This window comes from Streptomyces yatensis (assembly GCF_018069625.1).
In the GTDB taxonomy this organism is placed as follows: Bacteria; Actinomycetota; Actinomycetes; order Streptomycetales; family Streptomycetaceae; genus Streptomyces; species Streptomyces yatensis.
Map to the genome: position 1 here is coordinate 9,907,397 of NZ_CP072941.1, position 21,990 is coordinate 9,929,386.

Sequence of the window (21,990 nt, forward strand, 5' to 3'; positions counted from 1 at the left end):
GAAAGGCAGCCGGAAGACAGCCACAAGGCGGTCGAAAGGCAGTCGAAGGGAGTCGACCATGACCGAGACCCGTGCCCGCGCCACCACCCCCGAGGATCTGGCCCGGCTGTTCGTGGAGCGCGCCAACGCCGGTGACGCCGAGGGGCTGGCCGAGCTGTACGAGCCCGACGCGGTGCTCGCCTACCCGCCGGGTGCCACGACCGTCGGCCGGGAGGCGATCCGCGCCGTGTGCGAGCGGATGCTGGCGCACGCCCCGCGCCCCTTCCAGGAGGAGGAGGCGCTGCCGACCGTCCGCTACGGCGATCTGGCCCTCACCTCGACCCGGCCCGCCGACCACACCGGCGGCCGGGTGCAGGTGGCCCGCCGCCAGCCGGACGGCACCTGGCTGCGCATCATGGACCGCCCCGAGATCCGCCCCGGGGCCGGAGCCGAGTGATGACTGTGCTCATCGCCGGGGCCGGGATCGGCGGGCTGGCCGCCGCCCTGAGCCTCCACGCGGCCGGTGTCGGGACGGCGGTCGTCGAGAGCGCCCGGGAGATCCGGCCACTCGGCGTCGGGATCAATCTGCTGCCGCACGCCGTGCGCGAGCTCATCGAACTCGGCCTGGGCGACGAGCTCGCCGCCATCGGCGTGGCCACCGCCGAGAACGTGTACGCCGACCGGTTCGGCCGCCGGGTCTTCACCGAACCGCGGGGCATGGCCCAGGGCTACCGCTGGCCGCAGTACTCGGTCCACCGCGGGGAGCTGCAGCGGCTGCTCCTCGCGGCGGTCCGCGAGCGCCTGGGCGCGGACGCGGTCCGCACCGGGGCGCGGGTCGTGGGATGCGACGGCTCCGCGGAGGGGGCGGGGGAGCGGGGCGGCGTGCGCGTACGCATCCTCGACCGGGCGACGGGGACGGTCGAGGAGAGCGCCGCGCGGGCGCTGATCGGCGCCGACGGGCTGCACTCGGCGGTCCGCGCCGCGCTCCACCCGCAGGACGGTCCGCTGCTGTGGTCGGGCATCCGGATGTGGCGGGGCACGACGCGAGCCGAGCCGTTTCTCACCGGGCGCTCGATGGTGATCGTGCGCGACGGGGACGCCGAATTGGTCGCGTATCCGATCGGCGGCGGCCGGGTGAACTGGGTCTGCCAGGTGCGGGTGTCCGAGCCCGGGCCGCTCACCGGGGACGCTGCCTGGAACCGGGCGGGCCGGCTCGCCGATGTGCTGCCGTACTTCGACCACTGGCGGCTCGGTTGGCTGGATGTGTCCGGTCTGCTGGTGAACAGCGGCGAGATCCTCGAGTACCCGATGGTCGACCGCGAGCCACTGCCGTGGTGGGGGAGCGGCCGGGTGACCCTGCTCGGCGACGCCGCACATCCGATGTATCCGGTGGGGGCCAACGGCGCGTCCCAGGCCGTCGTGGACGCCCGCGTCCTCGCCCGCGAACTCGCGCGAACGGACGCTGTGCCGACCGCGCTGGCCCGCTACGAGACCGAGCGCCGCGAGGCGACGGCGGCCGTCGTCCGGGCGAACCGGGCCATGAACCGGGCCGGTGCGCGGACCCCCGAGGAGCTCGCCCGCGTCACCGACACCTACCGCGACACCACCGGAGGCGATGTCCGCACACTCAACGCCCGCGCCTCCCTGAGCTGCCCGTGAGCCGTCCGGCCGACCGGGACGGAGGCGGCGGACGGAGCGCACCGCGCCGGCCGCCGCCGCACCGCGGCCGGGGTGATGCCGTCTCCACGGCGCCGACCCGGCCCGGTCGTTGGGCCGGACGCCAGCGTTGGCGCCCTCCTGATGCCGCGCTTAGCGTGGACATCAGACAGCGGTCTTCACGAGGCGGTCCGACGTGGCGACGTGCCGGACCACTCCTGGTGCGGGAGGTCGGGAATGGACTCCGTCTCCTTCCTTCTGGTGGCCGTCATCCTCACGGCACTGGCCTTCGACTTCACCAACGGCTTCCACGACACCGCCAATTCGATGGCCACGTCCATCGCCACGGGGGCGCTGTCGCCCCGGATCGCCGTCTGCGTCGCCGCGGTGCTCAATCTGGCCGGGGCGTTTCTCTCCACGGAAGTGGCCAAGACGATCTCCAATGGCATCGTCGACGACGCCAAGGTCTCCCCGGTCATGATTTTCGCGGGGCTGATCGGGGCGATCCTGTGGAATCTGATCACCTGGCTCGCCGGGCTGCCGTCGAGTTCCTCGCACGCCCTGTTCGGCGGGCTGATCGGCGCGGTGTGGGTGGGCGCCGGGGAATCCGCGGTGCGCTTCACCGCGATCGTGGAGAAGATCCTGATTCCGGCGGTCGCCTCACCGATCGTGGCCTGTGCGGTGGCCATGCTGGCGACCTATCTCGCCTATGTGATCACCCAACGGGCGGCCGCCCCCGCGGCACGCAAGGGGTTCCGCGCGGGCCAGGTGGGATCCGCCTCCCTGGTGGCCCTCGCCCACGGCACCAATGACGCGCAGAAGACGATGGGGGTCATCACGCTGACCCTCATCGCCGGCGGTGTGCTCGGCCACGGCTCCGGGCCCCCGTGGTGGGTGGTGCTCGCCGCGGGCCTGGCGATCTCGCTCGGCACCTATGTCGGCGGATGGCGGATCATCCGGACCATGGGGAAGGGGCTGACCGACATCCAGCCACCCCAGGGCTTCGCCGCCGAGACCAGCGCCACCGCGGTGATCCTGGCCTCGTCACATCTGGGCTTCCCGCTGTCCACCACCCAGGTGTGCACGGGCAGCATCCTGGGGGCCGGGCTCGGCCGCAGACTGGCCCATGTGCGCTGGGGGATCGCCGGGCGGATCGCCGTGTCCTGGCTGCTGACCCTGCCCGCGGCGGCGGCCGTGGGAGGTGTCGCGGCCTGGGTGGCGGGCCGGGGCAACGCGGGGGTGGCCCTGGTGGCGGGCGTCGCCGTGGCCGCGGCGGTGGGCTTCTACGCCCTCTCGCGCCGTCGCCCGGTGAACCCGGACAACGTGAACGAGCCGGGCGTCCCCGAGCCCGCCGAGCCCACCCTGGACAGCACCGTCTGACCCGGGTACGACCGCCACGAGGAGCTGATCCGTATGGGCACCACCTGGGGCACGATCGGCGGGGTCTTCGGGGTCAGCCTCGGGGTCACCGTCCTGGTGGTCGTGATGTTCTCCCTCGGCGTCGCCGCCTGGGCCCGCGCCGGTGGCGGCGTACCGTGCCACGGGGCGCGCCGCGGCCGTTCGGACACGGTGGCGGCGGCCGCTGCGGTGGTGTGTTTCGCCGCCTGCCTGGCGATCGCCGCCTACGGAATCGACCTGATCATTCCCGGCTGAGCCCGCTTGCGACAATGGAACGCAACCGAGCACCGCCCGCATCGCGGTGCTCTTGTCCACGCGGGAGACCACGCACGGTGTCATATCCGACCGAAACCCCCTCCTCCGGCCAGACCGCCGCGGACCGCACCGCCCTGCGGGCCGACTGCGGCAGCTGCTTCGGGCTGTGCTGTGTCGCCCTGCCCTTCGCCGCCTCCGCGGACTTCGCGATCGGCAAGGGCGCGGGGGAACCCTGCCGTAACCTCCGGTCCGACTTCCGCTGCGGTATCCACACCCGGCTGCGGGAAGAGGGCTTCAAGGGCTGCACGGTCTACGACTGCTTCGGCGCCGGGCAGAAGGTCTCCCAGCTCACCTTCGAGGGCCGCGACTGGCGGCGGCACCCCGGGACGGCCTCCGAGATGTTCGCCGTCCTCCCCACCATGCGCCACCTCCATGAGCTGCTCTGGTACCTCACCGAGGGCCTGACGCTGCCGGCCGCCCGGCCCGTCCACGGCGCGCTGCGCCGGGCGCTGCGGGAGACGGAGCGCCTCACCCACCAGAGCGCCTCCGAGCTGATGGAACTCGATGTGGCGGCCCACCGCGACAGCGTCAATCAGCTGCTGCTGCGGACGAGCGAGCTGATACGGGCCCGGATCCCGGGCAAGAAGAAGAACCGCAGGGGAGCCGATCTCATCGGCGCCGACCTGAGGGGAGCCGATCTGCGGGGCGCCAACCTCCGCGGGGCCTGCCTCATCGCGGCGGACCTCACCCGCGCCGATCTGACGGCGGCCGATCTGATCGGGGCCGACTTCCGCGACGCCGACCTGAGCGCGGCCGACCTCCGGGAAGCCATCTTCCTCACCCAGGCCCAGTTGGCCGCGGCCAAGGGCGACGCCGCCACCCGGCTGCCGCCGTCCCTCACCCGCCCCGCGCACTGGTGATCCCCTCCTCGCCACCGCGCGGTGTGCGACCCTGACTGCCATGTCCGACACCGTCGACGCGCCCGTGATCCGCAGCGATGAACCCGGATCGTTCGCCCGGAGTGTGCTGGCCGAGCGCCATCCCGCACTGATCGAGAAGGTGCGCGACGCCTTCCCCTACGGTCCGAAGCAGCACCGCGCCCTCGACGCGCTGCGCGACAACGCCGCCGAGGGCACCATCACCCCGCTCCCGCCCACCGCGTACGACCACGACCGGTGGGCGGAATGGGGCCGGGAGCACTTCGGCCGGTCCTGGTTCGACGTGCCGTTCCTGTGGGCGGAGAGCTACTTCTACCGCAGGCTCCTGGAGGCCGTGGGCTACTTCGCCGACGGCCCCTGGCGGGGCGTCGACCCGTTCCGCCCCTTCAAACAGGCCGAGCTGCACACCCCTGAGGCCGAGGCCGAACTGGCCACCCTCGACGACATCCTGCGCAAGCCCGCCGGGGAACAGGCCGACGCGCTGGTGCACGGCTCGCTGTGGGGCAACCGCGCGGACCTGGGCTTCCGCATCTCCTCAACGGCCGCGGCCGCGAGCGGCCCCGACACCCCGCCGCTGGTCGCGGACGACTCCGAGGCGCTGTGGTCCCTGCTGCCCGTCGGCTCCCCGGCCACGCTGTGCGTGGTGGCGGACAACGCCGGGCGGGAACTGCTCCCCGACCTCGTCCTCATCGACCATGTGCTCCACCACGGGCGCGCCGAGCGGGTGGTGCTGCAGGTGAAGCCGTATCCGTACTACGTCTCCGACGCCACCACCGAGGATGTCGTCGACTGCCTGCGCCGGCTTGTGCGGGCGGAGGGCGCCGCGGCCGGAACCGGCAGACGGCTCTGGGCCGCCATGGGCGACGGGCGCCTCACGGTGCGGGCGCATGACTTCTTCCGCGCCCCGCTGCCGTACGAGGAGATGCCCGGCGATCTGCGGAGTGAGTTCGCCGAGGCCACGCTCACCGTCTTCAAGGGCGATCTGAACTACCGACGCCTCGTCGGCGACCGGCTGTGGCCCCCGACCACCTCCTTCGCCGACCGCACCGCGTACTTCCCCGGCCCGGTGGCCGCGCTGCGCACCCTGAAGTCGGATGTCATCGTCGGCCTCGACGAGCGGACCGTGGCCGCGCTGGACGCGCATGAGGATCACTGGCGCACCAGCGGCGCCCACGCGCTGATCCAGGTACGGCGGTAACGCGCGCTCCCCTCGCCCCGGAGGGCTGAGGGGAGCGCAAGGGGCCGGCGACCGTGGCCGCCGTACCATTTCCCGGCGTTACCCGCGGATCAGGTTGGCGCAGGTGCTGCCGATCTCCATGTCACCGCTGGCGCCGCCGACGCCGCCGAGGGAGCTCGTGGCGCCGGTGGAGGTGTCGCACTCGTTGGTCTGGAAGATGAAGCTGGAGAGGTTGACGCTGGTGGGGGTGTCGACGCCCCTGTCGTAGCTGCCGCCGTTGCCGTAGGCGGCCGCGGTGCCGGTGCCGAGGAGCGCCAGGGTGCCGGCGGTCGCGGCGAGCAGGGCGGCCTTCTTCGCGATCTGCATGGATTCCTCCGTGTTGGGTCGCAGAGCGATATATCTGACGATCAGATTTAACGGAGAAAAGCGGGAGAAAGTCGGGTAAGCGCACCGGAGAGTGGCCCGACTGGCCCACCGACTATCCGGCCGAATGGGAAACGCTCCCCTCGCCGCCGGAGCGGTGAGGGGAGCGCCCTGGTTCAGCGACCGTGGCCGCCGAGGTCTCGCCGGAGGTCAGCCAATGGAGTTGATGCAGGTGCTACCGATCTTCATCTCACCGCTCGGAGCAGCGGCGGCGGTGGAGGCGGTGGTGCCGGTGGAGGTGTCGCAGTCGTTGCTCTGGAAGATGAAGCTGGAGATGTCGAAGCTGGTGGGGGTGTCGACGCCCCTGTCGTAGCTGCCGCCGTTGCCGTAGGCGGCCGCGGTGCCGGTGCCGAGGAGCGCCAGGGTGCCGGCGGTCGCGGCGAGCAGGGCGGCCTTCTTCGCGATCTGCATGGATTCCTCCGTGTTGGGTCGCAGAGCGATATATCTGACGATCAGATTTAACGGAGAAAAGAGGGCGAAAGTCGGGTAAGCGCACCGTGGAGTGCCCCGGACGGCGTACGTCATCCCCTCCGGTGTCAGTCGGTCCCCGCGGGGGTGTCCGACCCGGATGGCAGTATCGCCCCCGCACGCCGTCCGCCCTCCAGGAAAGTGAGCCCCGCATGGCGCCGTCCCCCCGTGAACTCGCCGATCTGCCCTTCGCCGACCATCTGCGGCCGTTCGACGGAGCCTTGGCGGAAGGGGGCGACTACGACACCGTTCATCTGGACGGCGACGCGTTCGACGGGGCCACCTGCGACAACGCCCGGTTCCTGGAATCCGCGTTCTCCTCGGTGACCTTCACCGGGGGCCGTGGTCGCGGGGCCCGGTTCAACGAGGTGTGGCTGGACGGGGTGCGATGGGTCGGCACCGATCTGGCGGACACCGACTGGCTGGACGGCGAGCTGGGCGGCTGTGTGCTGGTCGGCCTGGAGATGTTCTCCGCGCGGCTGCACCGGGTGGTCTTCCACCGGTGCAAGCTCGAATCGGTGAATCTGCGCACCGCCACGCTGCGGAACGTCACCTTCGTGGACTGTCTGCTGCGCGATGTCGACCTCGGCGGTGCGGAGCTGACCGAGGTGGCGTTTCCGGGGTCGGCGCTGGAGGGTGTGCGGTTCGGCAAGGCACGGATGGCGAAGGTCGATCTGCGGGGGGCCACCCGGCTGGAGATCGCCGATGGCTATGACGCGCTGGGCGGCGCCACCATCGGCAGCGGGCAGCTGATGGAGCTGGCGCCGATGCTCGCCGACGCCCTGGGGATCGCGGTCCGGGACCGTGGGGCCGCACGGTGACCCCCCACGTCCCAGGGCGGCCGGGAGTTCACTGAGGGATCAGCCAGGGCTGCTGCGGCAGCGGACTCCCCGTCTCGATCAGCGACTTCAGGTTGGAGAGCACCGCGGCCCAGCCACCGGCCGCCGCGGTCCGCTCGGCCTCGTCGGCCAGGTTCTCATGGGTCACGGTGAGCCGGACGATGTCGCCGTGCGGCTGGATGTCGAAGGTGACCCGGGAGGGCTCGGCGGCGGCATCCGCGTCGGGCGCGGCCCAGGTGGTCACCAGCCGGGTGGGCGGTGAGCTCTCCACGACCGTGCCGACGACATCGGCGGTGCCGGAGCCGTCCGTCCGCTGATGCTCCCACGGGGAGCCGACCTGCCAGTCCGACACATTGCTGTGGCCCCAGTACTCGGCCGTGAGGTCGGCGTCGGTCAGCGCGTGCCAGACCTTCTCCGGTGTGCTCTCGATATAGATGACGTACACGAACGCCGGCTTGTCGGCCATCGCTTCCTCGGCTTTCTCGGCTAGTTGTTTCACCCGGCTCAGCGCGCGCAGTCGCGGGCGCTCGAACTTGTCGATCCAGCGCTCCTGGATCTCATGGAGGGGGACGGGGTTGAGGTAATGGAGTTTTTCGCGGCCCCGCCGCACCGTGCTGACCAGATTCGCGGCCTCCAGGACCGCCAGATGCTGGGTCGCGGACTGACGGGTCATCTCCAGCCGCCGGCACAGCTCGCCCAGCGTCTGGCCGTTGTGCTCATGCAGCATGTCCAGCAGATACCGCCGGGTCTGGTCGGCCAGCGCCTTGAAGACCTTGTCCATCTCTGAGCTCACACCGCACGTTATGCAGGCGATTGCCTGCATGTCAATCCGGACGGTGTGACGGCCCCCGTTCGCGTGATCGCGCGCTATCGCCTGCGGATCGCGCCGCGGATGAACGCCGCCTGCCCGGCGTGCTCCAGATCGTCCGCGATCACGCTGACCAGCCGGACGCCGAGGGTCACCGCCGGGGTCCACCGCTCGTCCACGATCCGGTCGAGATCGGAGTCGCGGAGGCCGCGCACGAAGGCCAGCGTGTTCTCGTGGACGGCGTCGTAGTACCCGGCGAGCAGCTCGGCGTCCGCCCGTACCGCCGCCACGTCCTTGCTCCGGTGGCCGTAGCCGGTGGCGTCCGGCGGGAACGGCAGATCGAACCGCTCGGCCCAGCCCTCGGACGTCCACAGCTGCTCGGTGCCCGCCGCATCGGCGATGTGGTCGTCCTGGACCCGGGTCAGATGCCACACCAGCCAGGCGATCGAATTGGCCCCGCTGTCGAGCCGTACGGCCAGCTCGTCCTCGGAAAGTCCGTCCACGGCCGCCTGCACCTCCTCGCGCACCCGCTCAAAGGCGTCGGCCAGCAGATCGGCGCTGTTCATTCACGGCTCCCTCGCTCGTGGTGACCTTCCGGCCATGGTTTCACCCCGCGGCGCGGGCCGAGGGGCGCCGACTCGCCGGGACGCGACGCACACGGCCGGGACGAGGGGGAAGCAGCGGTCGAGCACCACCTGGTCGCCGCGTTCGCCTTCGCCGTCGGCAGACCGAATCGGCCACGGGCGAAGCAGCACGGGCCCGTCGCGCCGCCGCTGTTAGCTTTCCCCCATCCGGCTCGGCGCCCAAGAAGGCCCAAGAAGGCCCAAGAAGGCCCGGGTGCCCCCGAGCGCCCGGGGCCCCAAGAGCCCGGGAACCCCCAAGAACACGGTCGAGGACAAGGGAGCGCGACGATGGTGACGACCAGGCGAATCGAATACCCCGTGGACGGCACGACCATGGTGGGCCATCTGGCGCTGCCCGGGGGAACGGACCGGCGCCCCGCCGTGCTGATCGCCCACGAGGGCCCCGGCCTCACCGATCATCAGCGCGAGCGCGCCGACCGGCTCGCCGAACTCGGCTATGTCGCCTTCGCCCTCGACTACCACGGCGGCGGACGGTTCATCGAGGACCGCGAGGAGATGTTCGCGCGGGTCGACGAGCTGCTGGCGGACCCCGATCGCATGCGCGCCCTCGGCGGAGCCGGGCTCGCCGTGCTGACCGCCGAACCCAGGGCCGACACCTCGCGGCTCGCCGCCATCGGCTACTGCCTGGGCGGCACCATGGCCCTCGAACTCGCCCGCGGCGGCGCGGACCTCAAGGCCGTGGTCGGCTTCCACCCCAGTCTGACGACCACTCGCCCCGAGGACGCCGCCAACATCACCGGCAAGGTCCTGGTCTGCGTGGGGTCGGAGGATCCGATCATCCCGGTCGAGCAGCGGCTGGCCTTCGAGGAGGAGATGCGGGCCGCCGGAGTGGACTGGCGCATGACCATCCACGGCGGCGCCCTGCACAGCTTCACCCACCCCGACCTCGACCCCGATCCCACGACCCGCCCGGGCATCGGCTACCACCGGGCCTCCGCCGAACGGGCCTGGCGGGCCATGCTCGACCTGTTCGACGAGGTGTTCCCGACCATGGTGTGAACAGCTGACGACCCCTATCGTGAAATGCCATGAGAGTCCAACTGCGCTTCCGCTCGGCAAAGTTGGCCGCGACCGCCACGGTCACCGCCGTGCTTCTCGCCGGATGCGGCGGCTCCGATGAGGAGTCCGGGGCCCGGGGCGGGCCGGAGAAGAAGACGATCACGGTCGCCGGCCTGCCGCTCGCCGATGTGGCCGCGCTGCACATCGCCATCGATCGGGGGCTCTTCGAGAAGGAGGGGCTGAACGTCCGCGTCCAGCCGGTCCAGCAGAGCGTCCAGGCACTGCCCGCGCTCGCCCACGGCCAGGTGGACGTCATCGGCGGCGCCAACTTCGTGACGTTCCTCCAGGCCCGTGAGAAGGGCACCCTGGCCACCCGGGTGCTGGCCGAGGGCGCGCGCAACGCCCCGCACATGATGGATGTCCTGGTGCCCGCCGACTCCAAGATCAAGGGGCCACGGGACCTCAAGGGCAAGAAGATCGCGGTCAACATCCTCAACAACATCCAGTCGCTCACCCTCAACGCCGTCCTCGACAAGGCCGGGGCCGGGCTGCCCGAGTACCGGCAGGTCCCGTTCCCGCAGATGGGCTCGGTGCTGGAGCGGGGCCAGGTGGACGCGGTGCACGCCGCCGAGCCGTTCCTCACCGCGCTCAAACGCGAGCTGAAGGCCCGTACCGTGATCGACGGCAACGCGGCACCCACCGCCGGACTGCCGCTCAGCGGCTATGTCACCACCGACACGTTCATCGACAAGTACCCGAAGTCCGCCGCCGCGTTCCAGCGCGCCATCACCGCCGCCCAGGCCGTCGCCGCCAAGGACCGTGGCGCCGTGGAGAAGGCGCTGCCCGGCTATACGAAGATCAAGCCGTCGGAGGCCGCCGCCATCGGCCTGCCCGCCTACCCGGCCACCTCCAGCGCCGCCCAGCTCAAGCGGCTCATCTCGCTGATGCGGGCACAGAAGCTGCTCACCAAGGACCTGGACCCCGCCGCCGTCCTCTACCAGCCCGCCAGGTGAGCCCCGCGACGGCCGGGCGGAAGCGCACCGGGCGGACCAGGGACGCGCTGCTCGGCGCCGTCGGCGTGCTCGTGGCCTTCGCCGCCTGCGAGGTCCTCAGCCGTTCCGGGATGGTGCGGCGCGCGTTCCTGCCGCCCGCCTCCGAGGTGCTGGTACGGGCCGTCGAACTCGGCGGCGACACCGCCTTCCTGAACGGCGTCGGGGCCACCCTCGAGGCATGGGCCACCGGGCTCGCCCTGGCCTGCGCCCTGGCGATCCCCCTCGGGCTGCTGCTGGGCAGTGTGCCGGCGGCCGGGCAGGCCGCGCGGGTGCTGATCGAGTTCCTGCGCCCGGTGCCGTCGGTGGCCCTGATCCCGCTGGTGTCACTGCTGCTCGGCGCCGGCAGCGAGACGACGGTCGCCCTGGTCACCTACGCCTGTGTCTGGCCCGTGCTGTTCAACACCGTCTACGGGCTCGGCGAGACCGATCCGCTGGCCGAGGAGACGCTGCGCGCCTTCGGCTTCGGGCGGCTCGCCGTCCTGCTGCGGGCCGGTCTGCCCTCGGCCGCCCCCTTCATCGCCGCCGGGGTGCGCATCGCGGCGGCCACCGCCCTGATCCTCGCCGTGGCCGGCGAGATCCTCGCCGGATTCGGCGAGGGGCTGGGCACCTTCATCGCCCAGGCGGGCATGGCCACCGACGGCACCCGCGATGTGCTGGCCGGTGTGGTGTGGGCGGGAGCGCTCGGCCTCGTCGTCAATCTGGCGCTCACCGCGGTCGAACGGCGGTTGTTCCCCTGGGCGCCCGAGCACCGCGGGAGCCGCGTATGACCGCGCAGGCCACCTCGCTCCGCACCGTCCGGCGGCTGCCCCGGACGCTCGCGCTGCGCCTCGGCGTGCCGGTGGTGGCGGTGGTGCTGTGGCAGCTCGCCGCGCGGGCCCACGGCAGTGTGTTCTTCCCGACCCCCGCCCGGATCGTCGAGCACGGCTATCACCTGTGGTTCTCCGGCCCCGCAGGACGGGCGTTCCTCACCGACGCGGCGGTCCGCGATCTGCTGCCCAGCCTCGGCCGGGTGCTCGCCGGATTCGCCCTCGCCGCGGCCGGTGGCATCGTGCTGGGGCTCGCCCTGGGCCGCTCGCGCACCGTGTACGCGCTGTGCGACCCGGTGCTGCAGTTCGCCCGCGCCGTGCCCCCGCCCGCGCTGGTGCCCGTCTTCGTCGTCGTCTTCGACCTCGGCACGCCGATGCAGCTCGCCTCGATCGTCTTCGGCGCCATCTGGCCCGTACTGATCAACACGGCAGAGGGCGTCCGCGGCATCGACCCGCTGCGGCTGGACGTCGCCGCCACCGTACGGATGCGGCCCGCCGAGCGGATCGTGCTGCTGTATCTGCCCGCCGCGCTACCGCGCATCTTCGCCGGGCTGCGGCTGAGCCTGTCGCTCTCGCTGATCCTGATGGTGTTCTCGGAGCTGCTGCCCGGCACCGCCGACGGCATAGGTTTCCAGCTCACGGACGCCCAGACCCGCTCCGATCTGCTCACGGTGTGGGCGGTGATGGTGCTGCTCGGCGCGCTCGGCCATCTGCTCAACAGCGTGCTGCTCACCGTCGAACGCATCGCTCTCGGCAGACACCGTGCCGCGCACCGCTGACGACCCGTATCGCGGATCCCCGCACCCAGCCGAGGAGGTGGCCCCATGGCCGCGCCCCCCGCTCACCCACCGACCACCACGGTCCGCGACGCGGTGCTGGCACTGTGCCGCGCCACCGGCATGACGACCGTCTTCGGCAACCCCGGCTCCACCGAACTGCGGATGTTCCGCGACTGGCCCGAGGACTTCCGCTATGTGCTCGGACTGCAGGAGTCGACCGCCGTCGCCATGGCCGCGGGCCACGCCCTGGGCACCGGGCGGGCGGCGCTGGTCAGCCTGCACTCCGCCGGGGGCGTCGGCCACTCCCTGGGCGCGGTGTTCAACGCCTACCGGGACCGGGTGCCGGTGGTGATCATCGCGGGCCAGCAGTCCCGTGCGCTGCTCCCGCTGCGGCCCTTCCTCGGCGCCGACGAACCGGCCCGGTTCCCGCGCCCGTACGTGAAGTTCAGCAGGCAGCCGGAGCGCGCCGCCGATGTGCCCGCCGCGCTCGCCGAGGCACACCGGATCGCCATGAGCCACCCCCGGGGCCCGGTCTTCCTCTCCGTACCGGAGGACGACTGGGACCGCCCCGCCGAGCCGGTCGCCCCGCGCACCGTCCACGGCGGCTACACCGCCGACCCCGGCGCGCTGGCCGGTCTCGCCCGCGCGCTCGACTCGGCGGCCCGCCCCGCACTGGTAGCCGGGCCCGGCGTGGACGACGAGCACGCCGTAGGCGAAGTGGCCGAACTGGCCGAACGGCTGCGGGCCGCCGTATGGATCAGCCCGCTCTCCGGACGCTCCGGTTTCGACGAACGCCACCCGCTCTTCCAGGGCTTTCTGCCACCCGTCGCCGACCAGCTGGCACAGCGGCTGGCCACCTACGATGTGGTGGTCGCGCTCGGCGCCCCGCTGTTCACCTACCACGTGCACACCGAGAGCCCGCCGCTCGCCGACGGCACCGAGCTCTACCACCTCGACTGCGACCCCGCGCAGGCCGCGTGGCTCCCCGTGGGCACCAGCATCGTCACCACCCTCCGCCCCGCCCTGCGCACCCTCACCGATCTCGTCCAGCCCTCCGATCGGCCCGCCCCGGAGCCGCGGCCCGCCCCCGAGCCGCTGCCCGCCCCGGCCGAGGAGATCTCCCCCGAACTGGTGATGGACCTGCTCCGGGAGCGGCTGCCCCGGGACACCGTGCTGGTGGAGGAGACCCCCAGCCACCGCGACGCCCTCCACGCCCGCCTCCCCATCAGCGGCGCGGGCCGCTTCCTCACCACCGGCAGCGGCGCGCTCGGCTGGGGGCTGCCGCTCGCGGTCGGACGCGCCCTCGCGGACGGCGAACGGGTGGTGTGCGTGGTCGGCGACGGCTCGGCGCTCTACTCGGTGCAGGCCCTGTGGACCGCGGCCCGGCACCGCGCCCCGGTGACCTACCTCCTGCTCGACAACGGCGGCTACGGCGCGGTCAAGGCACTGGGCCGCCGCATCGGCATCACACCCGTGCCGGGCACCGAGATCGGCGGCATCGACTTCGCCGCGCTCGCCGGGTCCTTCGGCTGCCCGGCCGACCGGGTGGAGCGGCCCGACGACCTTCCCAAGGCCCTCGACCGGGCCCTGGCCCTCGGCCGTGACGACGGCCCGGTGCTGCTCCGGATCTGGGTCCCCGCCGACGACTCCCCGGCGTACGAGCCCTGGGCCCGGTGAGGCGGACATGCTGCGGATCGACCACCTCGGCCACCGCTACGGCGACGGCCCCGATGTGCTCCAGGACATCGAACTCACCGTCCCCGACGGCCAGTTGCTCACCCTCGTCGGCCCCTCCGGCTGCGGCAAGTCCACCCTGCTGCGCTGCGTCGCCGGCCTCGTCCGCCCCTCCGCCGGGCGGATCACCCTGGACGGGGAGGTGGTGGACGGCGTCCCGGACCGGCTCGGTGTCGTCTTCCAGGACTACAGCCGCTCCCTCTTCCCCTGGCTCTCGGTACGGGAGAACGTGGCCCTTCCGCTGCGGCGGCGCGGCCTGTCCCGCGCGCAGCGCCATGCGGCGGCGGTGGCCATGCTGGAGCAGGTGGGCCTGGCCGACGCCGCCCGCCGCCACCCCTGGCAGCTGTCGGGCGGAATGCAGCAGCGCGTCGCCCTCGCCCGCGCCCTGGCCGCCCGGCCCGCGCTGCTGCTGATGGACGAGCCGTTCGGTGCGCTGGACGCCCAGACGCGAGAGGATCTGGAGGATCTGCTGCTGCGGCTGCACCGGGCCCAGGGGATGACGACTGTGCTGGTCACCCATGACATCGACGAAAGTGTCTATGTGGCGGACCGGGTGGTGGTGCTGGCTTCGGGCCCGGGCCGGGTGCGGGCGGATCTGCCGGTGGCGCTGCCCGCCGACCGCGACCAGATCGCCACCCGGGGGCTGCCGGAGTTCATCGCACTGCGGACGGAGGTGGGGCGCGCGGTGCGCCAGGAAGCGGCCGCGCCCCCACCTCGTCCCCTCTAGTACATCTGGCGCGGCTAGCTCGTCCGACGCAGCGTCAGCCAGTCGACGGCGGCCACCCGGTGGCCGCCCGTGGCGACGAGATGGACATCATGGGAGCCGGTCACCGTGCGGGGGAGACGTACCGAAAGCTCCCGCCAGCTGTCCGTGCCGCCGGTCCCGCGCACCGGAAGCGTGGCCGCCACCGGCCCGTCCGGGGAGTCCAGGCGCAGCCGCAGGGCGCAGTCCCCGCAGCCGCCGGACGCCAGCCGCACCGTCAGCGTGTCCGCGCCCGCACCGAACCGCACCCCCCGGAAGCCGATCGCGTCCCCCTGCCCGAGGATTGAGGTGGCCGCCTCGCCGCGCTCGGCGCCCCGGACCACCTCGGCACGCTCCGCCTGCAAGGTGGCGGCCGCGTCGGGGCCGTCGGCGTAGAGCCGGATCTCGTTCACCGCCCACGGGTTCTCACCCGGCGCCGTCAGCTCGATCCGCAGATAGCGGGCGGTGTGCTGCGGGAAGACCGCGTCCTGGGTGAAGGATCGGCCACTGACCCGGGCCACCGGCGTGCCCCAGTGATCACCGTCGCGGCTGACCGAGACGGTGAAGCCATACGGGTGCCCGGTGGCGTCCATCCCCGCGTCGATCGCCATCCGGCCGAAGGTCTTCGCGGTGCCCAGATCGACGGTGAGCGACTGACCGGGGGACTGGGGAGCGCTTCCCTTCCACTGGGTGGTCTGGACCCCGTCGACGGCGGCCGAGGCATCGGCGCCCCCCGAGGCGGTCGCCTTCCAGCCGTCGCCCCGGACCCGGGTCTCGCAGCCCGCCAGCCGGCAGCCGGACGACCAGACGGGCGCCCCGTATTCGTACGCGCCCTGATCCGGCCCGTCGCCCCGGACCTCGCCGGTCACCCCGTCCACGGTCTCACCCGTGTCGATGGCGGGGGAGTCCGCGCGGGGCCACAGCTCGCCGTTGCGCGCGTCGGTGTAGCGCGGATCCGTGGGCGGCAGCAGGTTGTTCCGTACGACCGGGGCCGGATCGCCGGGGCCGGAGATCTCCATCGGCCCGAGCGCCACGTCATTGCTCACATACGTCCCCGTGGCGTCGGTCGCCCCGCTCAGCCGGACGGCGGTGGTCACCCCGAGCCCGTAGGAGGAGTGGTGGTCGCGGTTGCCGAGGCTGACCCCGCTGTGGCCGTTGTAGAAGGTGCCACGGGAGCCGGTGTTGTACGCCACGTTGTGGTGCAGCAGGAACTGGCTGGAGGAGTTGTCGATGTAGTAGCCGACCTGGCCGTCCGCGTCATGGACGGTGTTGTGGTCGACGCTGGTGCCCTTGGCGTCCAGGTTGCAGCACACATAGAACGGGCTGCCGTCACGTGAGGTGCGCATCGCCTCGGAGAGGTCGTTGTAGGCGATCCGGTTGTCGTGGAAGGGCACCCCGTTCAGCTGCCAGGCGGTGTCGATGCTCGCGCGGCCGGTGCGGCGGATGGTGTTGTGGGTGACGGTCTGGCCGCTCCCGTTGATCTCGATACCGGGGGTGTAGCTGCCCATCCAGCCCACGTCGTGGATGTAGTTGCCGGTGACGGTGTTGCCGCTGCCGCGCAGCAGCACCCCCGTGCCGGCGGAGTAGCCGATGTCGCTGTCGCGCAGGGTGTTGCCGCTGCCGAGGATCTGGACACCGGAGTTCAGCACCCGCGAGGCGACGATGTGTCCTTCGCCGGGCGGGATGGCCAACTCGTCGTCGCGCGGCATGGGAAGCGTGGAGAACTCCGAGATGTAGCGCGCCCGCACCCCCTCGACCAGCACACCGGTGCTGTCCGCGCCGGTGCGCAGCGAGGTGCCCCACAGGTCCAGGCCGCGCACGGTGACATGCGAGCTGTGCGAGAGGTCCACGCCCCAGCTCTCGTGCTTCGCGGTCACGGTGTGGCCCGTGACACCGCCCTTGGGCGGGACCAGATAGAGGCGGCCCGCGTCCTTGTCGTAGTACCACTCACCGGGCTGGTCGAGCGTGGCCTTGGCGCCCACCAGGTAGTAGTTGCGGTAGGTCTGGTCGCCCATGCACAGCGGGGTGCAACGGTAGTTGCCACCGGTGAAGTCCAGCGCCCCGGCCTTGGTGGCGGTCACCGTGCCGGTCTGCTGGCTCCATGGGTTGGATCCGGCCCACAGATGGACGGTGGCGCCGGTGAAGTCGCCGTCCGGCAGCTCCGGGTCGTCGATGTGCTGATCGGTGGAGGAGCGCTCGGCCACCGCCCAGGACGGATTGAGCGGATCGGAGCCGGAGTTGGGCCAGCGGCCCTCCATGGCGCGCTCGCCGTCCAGGAACAGCGCGTTCTCGCTGCTGTCGAGCGGGAGGTCCACATCGGCGGCCACCAGACCGCCGCCCGCGTCCCGCCAGCCGGTGACGGTCCTCGTCCCGTCCACCGTGACCGCGCCGTCGCCGTACGCGGCGAGGGTGATCGGAGCGTCCTTGGTGCCCGAGGGCGGGGCGACGCGCTCCTGGTAGCGGCCGCGGTGGATCAGACAGGTGTCCCCGGGCCGGACCTGTTCGGTGCAGCGGCCGATGGTGCGGAACGGATGGAGCGAGCTGCCGCTGTCGCGGTCGGCGCCCCAGGTGGCGACGTGATACGTGCGCCCCTGGTGCCGTCCTTCGGCCGATGCGGCGCCCGGCAGCGCGGTCAGGACCGCCGCCACGGCGGCGACCACGGATATGCGCCTGAGCGCGGATCTCATCTACAGCCTCCCCGGTTGGGATTCGACCGCAACGTAGGAGAAACATCGGATGGGGTCAACGGTTGAGGAGGGAATGGCTGGAGGTGTGGCCGAGAGACTAGGGGAGATTTCGCGCTTAATTGCCTCTATCACGCCAAAGGGAGTCGGATACAGATCCGATGTCTCTGCAGGTTGCTTTGTTTAATTCATGTGTTTTAAAGTGACCGTGACAGTGCGCCGGAACGATTCGAGACGGGAAGTCGCGGTGGCCGAAACACGCACCGTCCGCTCCACCGGGACCCGCGAAGCCATCATGGCCGCCGCGGAACGGCTCTACGCCGAGCACGGCCTGGTCGCGGTGTCGAACCGTCAGATCAGCGAGGCGGCCGGCCAGGGCAATGTCGCCGCGGTCGGCTACCACTTCGGCACCCGGGCGGATCTGGTGCGCGCCATCATGGGCAAGCACTCCGAGGCGATCGAGCGGATCCGGCGGCGGATGCTGGAGGAGACCCGCGGCAGCCGGGAGGTCCGGGACTGGGTCGCCTGCCTGGTGCGCCCCGCCCCCGAGCACCTGGCCACCCTCGGCCTCCCCTCCTGGTACGCCCGGTTCGCCGTCCAGGTGATGACCGACCCCCTGCTGCGGGCGATCGTCACCGACGAGGCCCTCACCCGGGAGCCGCTGCGGGAGACCCTCTACGGCCTGGGCCGCTGCCTGGACGCACTGCCCGCCGAGGTGCGGGCCGAACGCGGCGACATGGCCCGCCAGTTGATCACGCACACCTGTGCCGAACGGGAGCGCGCCCTCGCCGAGGGGACCAGTACGCGCCAGCCGTCCTGGGACGACACGGCGGGTGCGCTGACCGACGCCATCACCGGTCTGCTCCTCGCCCCCGTCACCCCCCGATCCCCAGCCAAGGAGGCCCGGACCAACCCATGACCACCTCGCCCGTGGCCGGCGACGCGCCGGCCGAGATCCCCGCCTTCCCCCAGCCGCGCGCCGCGGCCTGCCCCTTCGACCCGTCCCCGGAGCTGCGCGGCCTTGCGCGGTGGGGCCCGCTGACCCGGGTCCGGTCCTGGAACGACAGCACCCCGTGGGTGGTGACCGGCCACGCCGAGCAGAAGACCCTGCTCTCCGACCCCCGGCTCAGCGCCGACTTCTCCCACCCCGGCTTTCCGAGCCCCGTCCCGCACACGGGCGGCAAGCGGGAGGCCACCGACCTGAGCTTCGTCGGCATGGACGATCCGGAACACGCCCGGCTGCGCCGCATGGTCAGCGGCGCCTTCACCATCAAGCGGGTCGAGGCGATGCGCCCCGTCGTCCAGGAGCTGGTGGACGACTTCATCACCCGCATGCTGGCCGGGCCGAAACCGGCCGATCTGGTCCAGGCGCTCGCACTGCCGCTTCCCTCGCTGGTGATCTCCGAGCTGCTGGGCGTCCCGTACGAGGACCACGCGTTCTTCCAGACCAACAGCAAGGTCCTCGTCTCCGCCGTGGCCACACCCGAGGAGCGGAGCGCCGCGCACACCAACCTCTCTGCATACCTGGACCAGTTGGTGGGGGAGAGGCTCGCCGAGCCGGGTGACGATCTGCTCTCCGGCCTCGGCCGGCGGATCGCGGCGGGCGAGCTGACCCGCCGTGAGGCCGCCGCTATGGGCGTGCTGCTGCTCCTCGGCGGACACGAGACCACCGCCAACATGATCACCATGGGGACGCTGCTGCTGCTCCAGCACCCCGAACAGCTCACCCGCGTCCGCGAGGCCGACGACCCCAAGGTGATCGCCTCCGCGGTGGAGGAACTCCTGCGCTACCTCAGCGTCGTCCACCTCGGACGCCGCCGGACGGCGCTGGAGGACATCGAGATCGCCGACCGGACCATCCGGGCCGGTGACGGGGTGATCCTCCTGGGCGAACTGGCCAACCGGGACCCGGCCGTCTTCCCCGAGCCGGACCGGCTGGACATCGGCCGGGACGCCCGCCACCACCAGGCGTTCGGCGTGGGCACCCATCACTGCCTCGGCCAGCCGCTGGCCCGGATGGAACTCCAGGTGGTCTACCCCACCCTGCTGCGCCGCGTCCCCACTCTGCGGATGGCGACGGACCTGGCGGACATCCCCTTCAAGTACGACGCGGTGATCTACGGGGTGTACGAACTCCCCGTCACCTGGTAGCCGCCCCGGCGCCGGGCAGACGCAGCGGCGGAACGGCCGGGACCTCCGGCGCGGTGCCGATGTCCTCGGGCGTCAGCATGAACTCCTCGGGGTAGGCGTCGCGCCGGGTGCGCCGCGCGGGCTCGGTGGTGCGCCACATGTACAGGCACCGCACGCACTGGAGCACCTCCCAGACGCCGGGGACGGGGGAGCCGGTGATGTGCTCGATCGTCTCGTGGGCACAGCGCGGGCACAGGGGCGTGGTGTCGGACATCCGAAGTCCTTCCGTGGTGTGGGGTGGTGTGGTCAGCGGGCGGCGGTGAGCTTCCGCAGCCGGGCCAGCCACTCGGCCGTCTCGGGCAGGTCGCGCACCTGGGTGCCGTAGGTGCCGCGGCGGTCGGGGGCGACGGGGGTGGTGGCGTCGATGATGAGCTTGTCGGTGATACCGGGTGTGATGGCCTGCGGGGCCAGCTCCAGCACCGACAGATTGGGGATCTGGACCAGATCGCCGGCCGGGTTCATCTTCGTGGACAGCGCCCACATCACCTGGGGGAGGTCGAACGGGTCGACGTCCTCGTCCACCACGATCACGGTGGCCGCGTAGCCGAGGCCGTGCGGAGTGGTCAGCACCCGCATGCCGACGGCCTTGGCGAACCCGCCGTAGCGCTTCTTGGTGGACACGATGACCACCAGCCCGTGGGTGTACATCGCGTTGACCGCCTGGACCTCGGGGAAGTCGCGGCGCAGCTGCTTGTACAGCGGCACACAGGTGTTGGCGGCGATCAGATAGTCCACCTCGGTCCACGGCATGCCGAGGTAGAGGTGTTCGAAGATCGGGTCGGTGCGGTACGAGATCCGGTCGATGCGGATGACGGGCATGTTCCGGCCGCCGGAGTAGTGGCCGGTGAACTCGCCGAACGGCCCCTCGATCTCCCGCTTGCGGCCCTCGATGACGCCCTCGATGACCACCTCGCTGCCCCACGGCACCGGCAGCCCGGTGAGCGGGGCCCGGGAGAGCGGGGCGGGGGCGCCGCGCAGGGCGCCGGCCAGCTCGTACTCGTTCTGGTCGTACTCCATCGGGGTGGACGCCACGATGGAGATCACCGGCTCGTTGCCGAGCGTGATGGCCACGGGCAGGTCCTCGCCGCGCTCCTCGGCGGTGTGCAGATGCTGGGCGATGTCATGCATCGGCACCGGCTGGATGGCGAGCGTGCGCCTGCCCTTGACCTCGATGCGGTAGATGCCGACGTTCTGCTTGCCGCTGTGCTCGGGGTCGGCGGGGTCCTTGGAGACCACGGCCGCCTTGTCGATGTAGAAGCCGCCGTCGCCGTCGTTGAGCCGGATCAGCGGAAGCACCCGGAAGATGTCGGCGTCCTCGCCCTCCAGGGTGTTCTCGGCCCACAGCGGGTTCCCGCGCCACTCGGGGGCGACCGGGAAGGTGTCCCAGCGACGGATGAACTCCTCGACCTGCTCCTTGGTGCCGGTCTCCTTGGGCAGGCCGAGCGCGAGCGCGTGATTGGCCCAGGAGCCGTGCACATTGAGCGCGATCCGCGCGTCGGTGAAGCCCTTGACGTGGTCGAAGTACAGGGCGGGGGCGTGGCCGCCCAGGCGTGGGGCGGCGTTCGCCGCGGCGGCGATGTCCGGCTCCGGCATCACCTCGTCGGCGATGTGCAGCAGCTGACCCTCCTTCCGGAGGGTGTCGAGAAAGCCGCGGAAGTCGTCGTAGGCCATGGGAACTCCAAGTGGGGGCGGGGCGGGGGAAATCAGGTGGCGGGGATCAGGCGGCGGGGGGATCAGGCGGCGGTGGGCTTCGGGCCGCGGGCGGCGCGCATGCCCTCCCACCGCTTGGCGGCGGGCGCGGGCAGGTCGAACTGGTCGAGCAGGCGGGCCGTGAGGTGGTCGACGATGTCGTCCACCGACCGGGGGTGGTTGTAGAAGGCGGGCATGGGCGGGACCATCCGCACACCCATCCGGGAGAGCGCCAGCATGTTCTCGAGGTGGATCTCGCTGAGCGGGGTCTCCCTGGGGACGAGCACGAGCCTGCGCCGCTCCTTGAGGACCACATCGGCGGCGCGGCCCACCAGGCCGTCGGCGTATCCGGCGCGGATTCCGGCGAGGGTCTTCATCGAACACGGCGCGATGATCATGCCGTCGGTGCGGAAGGAACCGGAGGAGATGGTGGCGCCCTGGTCCTCGGGGGAGTGCGTCACCTCGGCGAGCTCGGCCACCTCGCGGGCGGACCGGCCGGTCTCCAGCTCGATCGTGGTGCGCGCCCAGCGGCTGAGCACCAGATGGGTCTCCACCCCGGGCAGCTCGGCCAGCGTCTCCAGCAGGCGGACGCCGAACACGGCACCCGTTGCTCCTGTCATGCCCACGATCAATCGCACGGTGGCGTGCTCCCTCGGCTTCGGTCGGTGGAAGGGAAAGCGGTGATCCGGGGACTCTTTCGGTCACCCGTTCATCGCAACGCACTCCACGC

General features: G+C 71.9%; 23 protein-coding genes. 15 read left to right on the forward strand and 8 right to left on the reverse strand.

Features of this window, described 5'->3' with window-relative positions; genetic code table 11:
* Window positions 1-58 precede the first annotated feature (58 nt).
* The 6 genes from J8403_RS41245 to J8403_RS41270 all read left to right on the forward strand — a co-directional run bounded on the left by J8403_RS41245 (window position 59) and on the right by J8403_RS41270 (window position 5,424).
* Complete coding sequence (locus tag J8403_RS41245) at window positions 59-436, forward strand: YybH family protein (RefSeq protein WP_211127663.1); 378 nt, start codon at window positions 59-61, stop codon at window positions 434-436.
* Window positions 436-1,638, forward strand: a complete 1,203-nt coding sequence (locus tag J8403_RS41250; protein WP_211127664.1) for an FAD-dependent monooxygenase — start codon at window positions 436-438, stop codon at window positions 1,636-1,638. Before J8403_RS41245 ends, J8403_RS41250 begins: the two co-directional genes overlap by 1 nt.
* A gap of 234 nt (window positions 1,639-1,872) precedes the next feature.
* Window positions 1,873-3,015 carry an inorganic phosphate transporter gene (locus J8403_RS41255; RefSeq protein ID WP_211127665.1) on the forward strand — a complete coding sequence of 381 codons (1,143 nt, stop codon included), beginning with the start codon at window positions 1,873-1,875 and terminating at the stop codon, window positions 3,013-3,015.
* A 33-nt stretch (window positions 3,016-3,048) separates the two neighbouring features.
* Complete coding sequence (locus tag J8403_RS41260; protein WP_211127666.1) at window positions 3,049-3,288, forward strand: hypothetical protein; 240 nt, start codon at window positions 3,049-3,051, stop codon at window positions 3,286-3,288.
* A 77-nt stretch (window positions 3,289-3,365) separates the two neighbouring features.
* Window positions 3,366-4,208, forward strand: a complete 843-nt coding sequence (locus tag J8403_RS41265; RefSeq protein ID WP_211127667.1) for a pentapeptide repeat-containing protein — start codon at window positions 3,366-3,368, stop codon at window positions 4,206-4,208.
* Window positions 4,209-4,248: 40 nt separating this feature from the next.
* The gene (locus J8403_RS41270; RefSeq protein ID WP_211127668.1) at window positions 4,249-5,424 is read left to right on the forward strand and encodes a damage-control phosphatase ARMT1 family protein; all 1,176 of its coding nucleotides are present in this window, start codon (window positions 4,249-4,251) and stop codon (window positions 5,422-5,424) included.
* A gap of 78 nt (window positions 5,425-5,502) precedes the next feature.
* Here J8403_RS41270 and J8403_RS41275 read toward each other — a convergent pair whose 3' ends face one another.
* Window positions 5,503-5,769, reverse strand: coding sequence for a hypothetical protein (locus J8403_RS41275; RefSeq protein WP_211127669.1), 267 nt, complete (start codon window positions 5,767-5,769; stop codon window positions 5,503-5,505).
* Window positions 5,770-5,976: 207 nt separating this feature from the next.
* The gene (locus J8403_RS41280) at window positions 5,977-6,237 is read right to left on the reverse strand and encodes a hypothetical protein (RefSeq protein WP_211127670.1); all 261 of its coding nucleotides are present in this window, start codon (window positions 6,235-6,237) and stop codon (window positions 5,977-5,979) included.
* 209 nt (window positions 6,238-6,446) lie between these two features.
* On the opposite strand from J8403_RS41280, the gene J8403_RS41285 reads away from it, so the two are divergent.
* Window positions 6,447-7,115: a pentapeptide repeat-containing protein gene (locus J8403_RS41285; RefSeq protein ID WP_211127671.1), complete on the forward strand. Its 669-nt coding sequence runs from the start codon at window positions 6,447-6,449 to the stop codon at window positions 7,113-7,115.
* 28 nt (window positions 7,116-7,143) lie between these two features.
* On the opposite strand, the gene J8403_RS41290 is transcribed toward J8403_RS41285, so the two are convergent.
* Window positions 7,144-7,914 (reverse strand): ArsR/SmtB family transcription factor, encoded by a 771-nt coding sequence (locus J8403_RS41290; protein WP_211128684.1) that lies wholly within the window; start codon window positions 7,912-7,914, stop codon window positions 7,144-7,146.
* Between the two features lie 86 nt (window positions 7,915-8,000).
* Entirely contained in the window at window positions 8,001-8,507 is a 507-nt protein-coding gene (locus J8403_RS41295) for a mycothiol transferase (RefSeq protein ID WP_211127672.1), read from the reverse strand.
* 345 nt (window positions 8,508-8,852) lie between these two features.
* Here J8403_RS41295 and J8403_RS41300 point away from each other — a divergent pair, with 345 nt between their 5' ends.
* Genes J8403_RS41300 through J8403_RS41325 form a run of 6 tightly spaced genes read left to right on the forward strand, consistent with a single transcriptional unit; the run spans window position 8,853 to window position 14,682 of the window.
* Window positions 8,853-9,584: a dienelactone hydrolase family protein gene (locus J8403_RS41300; protein WP_211127673.1), complete on the forward strand. Its 732-nt coding sequence runs from the start codon at window positions 8,853-8,855 to the stop codon at window positions 9,582-9,584.
* A gap of 29 nt (window positions 9,585-9,613) precedes the next feature.
* A complete protein-coding gene (locus J8403_RS41305; RefSeq protein WP_211127674.1) occupies window positions 9,614-10,597 on the forward strand; it encodes an ABC transporter substrate-binding protein in 984 nt (327 codons plus the stop codon).
* Complete coding sequence (locus tag J8403_RS41310) at window positions 10,594-11,403, forward strand: ABC transporter permease (RefSeq protein ID WP_211127675.1); 810 nt, start codon at window positions 10,594-10,596, stop codon at window positions 11,401-11,403. The genes J8403_RS41305 and J8403_RS41310 overlap by 4 nt, the downstream gene beginning before the upstream one ends.
* Complete coding sequence (locus J8403_RS41315; protein ID WP_211127676.1) at window positions 11,400-12,221, forward strand: ABC transporter permease; 822 nt, start codon at window positions 11,400-11,402, stop codon at window positions 12,219-12,221. The genes J8403_RS41310 and J8403_RS41315 overlap by 4 nt, the downstream gene beginning before the upstream one ends.
* A gap of 45 nt (window positions 12,222-12,266) precedes the next feature.
* The gene (mdlC, locus tag J8403_RS41320) at window positions 12,267-13,898 is read left to right on the forward strand and encodes a benzoylformate decarboxylase (RefSeq protein ID WP_211127677.1); all 1,632 of its coding nucleotides are present in this window, start codon (window positions 12,267-12,269) and stop codon (window positions 13,896-13,898) included.
* A gap of 7 nt (window positions 13,899-13,905) precedes the next feature.
* A complete protein-coding gene (locus tag J8403_RS41325) occupies window positions 13,906-14,682 on the forward strand; it encodes an ABC transporter ATP-binding protein (protein WP_211127678.1) in 777 nt (258 codons plus the stop codon).
* A gap of 14 nt (window positions 14,683-14,696) precedes the next feature.
* Here J8403_RS41325 and J8403_RS41330 read toward each other — a convergent pair whose 3' ends face one another.
* Window positions 14,697-17,384: a carbohydrate-binding protein gene (locus tag J8403_RS41330; protein ID WP_211127679.1), complete on the reverse strand. Its 2,688-nt coding sequence runs from the start codon at window positions 17,382-17,384 to the stop codon at window positions 14,697-14,699.
* A 292-nt stretch (window positions 17,385-17,676) separates the two neighbouring features.
* Between J8403_RS41330 and J8403_RS41335 the strand changes: the two genes are divergently transcribed.
* Window positions 17,677-18,300 (forward strand): TetR/AcrR family transcriptional regulator, encoded by a 624-nt coding sequence (locus J8403_RS41335; protein ID WP_246586446.1) that lies wholly within the window; start codon window positions 17,677-17,679, stop codon window positions 18,298-18,300.
* Window positions 18,297-19,532, forward strand: a complete 1,236-nt coding sequence (locus tag J8403_RS41340) for a cytochrome P450 (RefSeq protein WP_211127681.1) — start codon at window positions 18,297-18,299, stop codon at window positions 19,530-19,532. The genes J8403_RS41335 and J8403_RS41340 overlap by 4 nt, the downstream gene beginning before the upstream one ends.
* Here the strand turns inward: J8403_RS41340 and J8403_RS41345 are convergent.
* The 3 genes from J8403_RS41345 to J8403_RS41355 form a co-directional block, all read right to left on the reverse strand.
* Window positions 19,522-19,785 carry a non-oxidative hydroxyarylic acid decarboxylases subunit D gene (locus J8403_RS41345; RefSeq protein ID WP_211127682.1) on the reverse strand — a complete coding sequence of 88 codons (264 nt, stop codon included), beginning with the start codon at window positions 19,783-19,785 and terminating at the stop codon, window positions 19,522-19,524. The genes J8403_RS41340 and J8403_RS41345 overlap by 11 nt on opposite strands.
* Before the next feature lie 32 nt (window positions 19,786-19,817).
* Window positions 19,818-21,242: a non-oxidative hydroxyarylic acid decarboxylases subunit C gene (locus J8403_RS41350; protein WP_211127683.1), complete on the reverse strand. Its 1,425-nt coding sequence runs from the start codon at window positions 21,240-21,242 to the stop codon at window positions 19,818-19,820.
* Window positions 21,243-21,304: 62 nt separating this feature from the next.
* Entirely contained in the window at window positions 21,305-21,898 is a 594-nt protein-coding gene (locus J8403_RS41355; RefSeq protein WP_211127684.1) for a non-oxidative hydroxyarylic acid decarboxylases subunit B, read from the reverse strand.
* Window positions 21,899-21,990 lie beyond the last annotated feature (92 nt).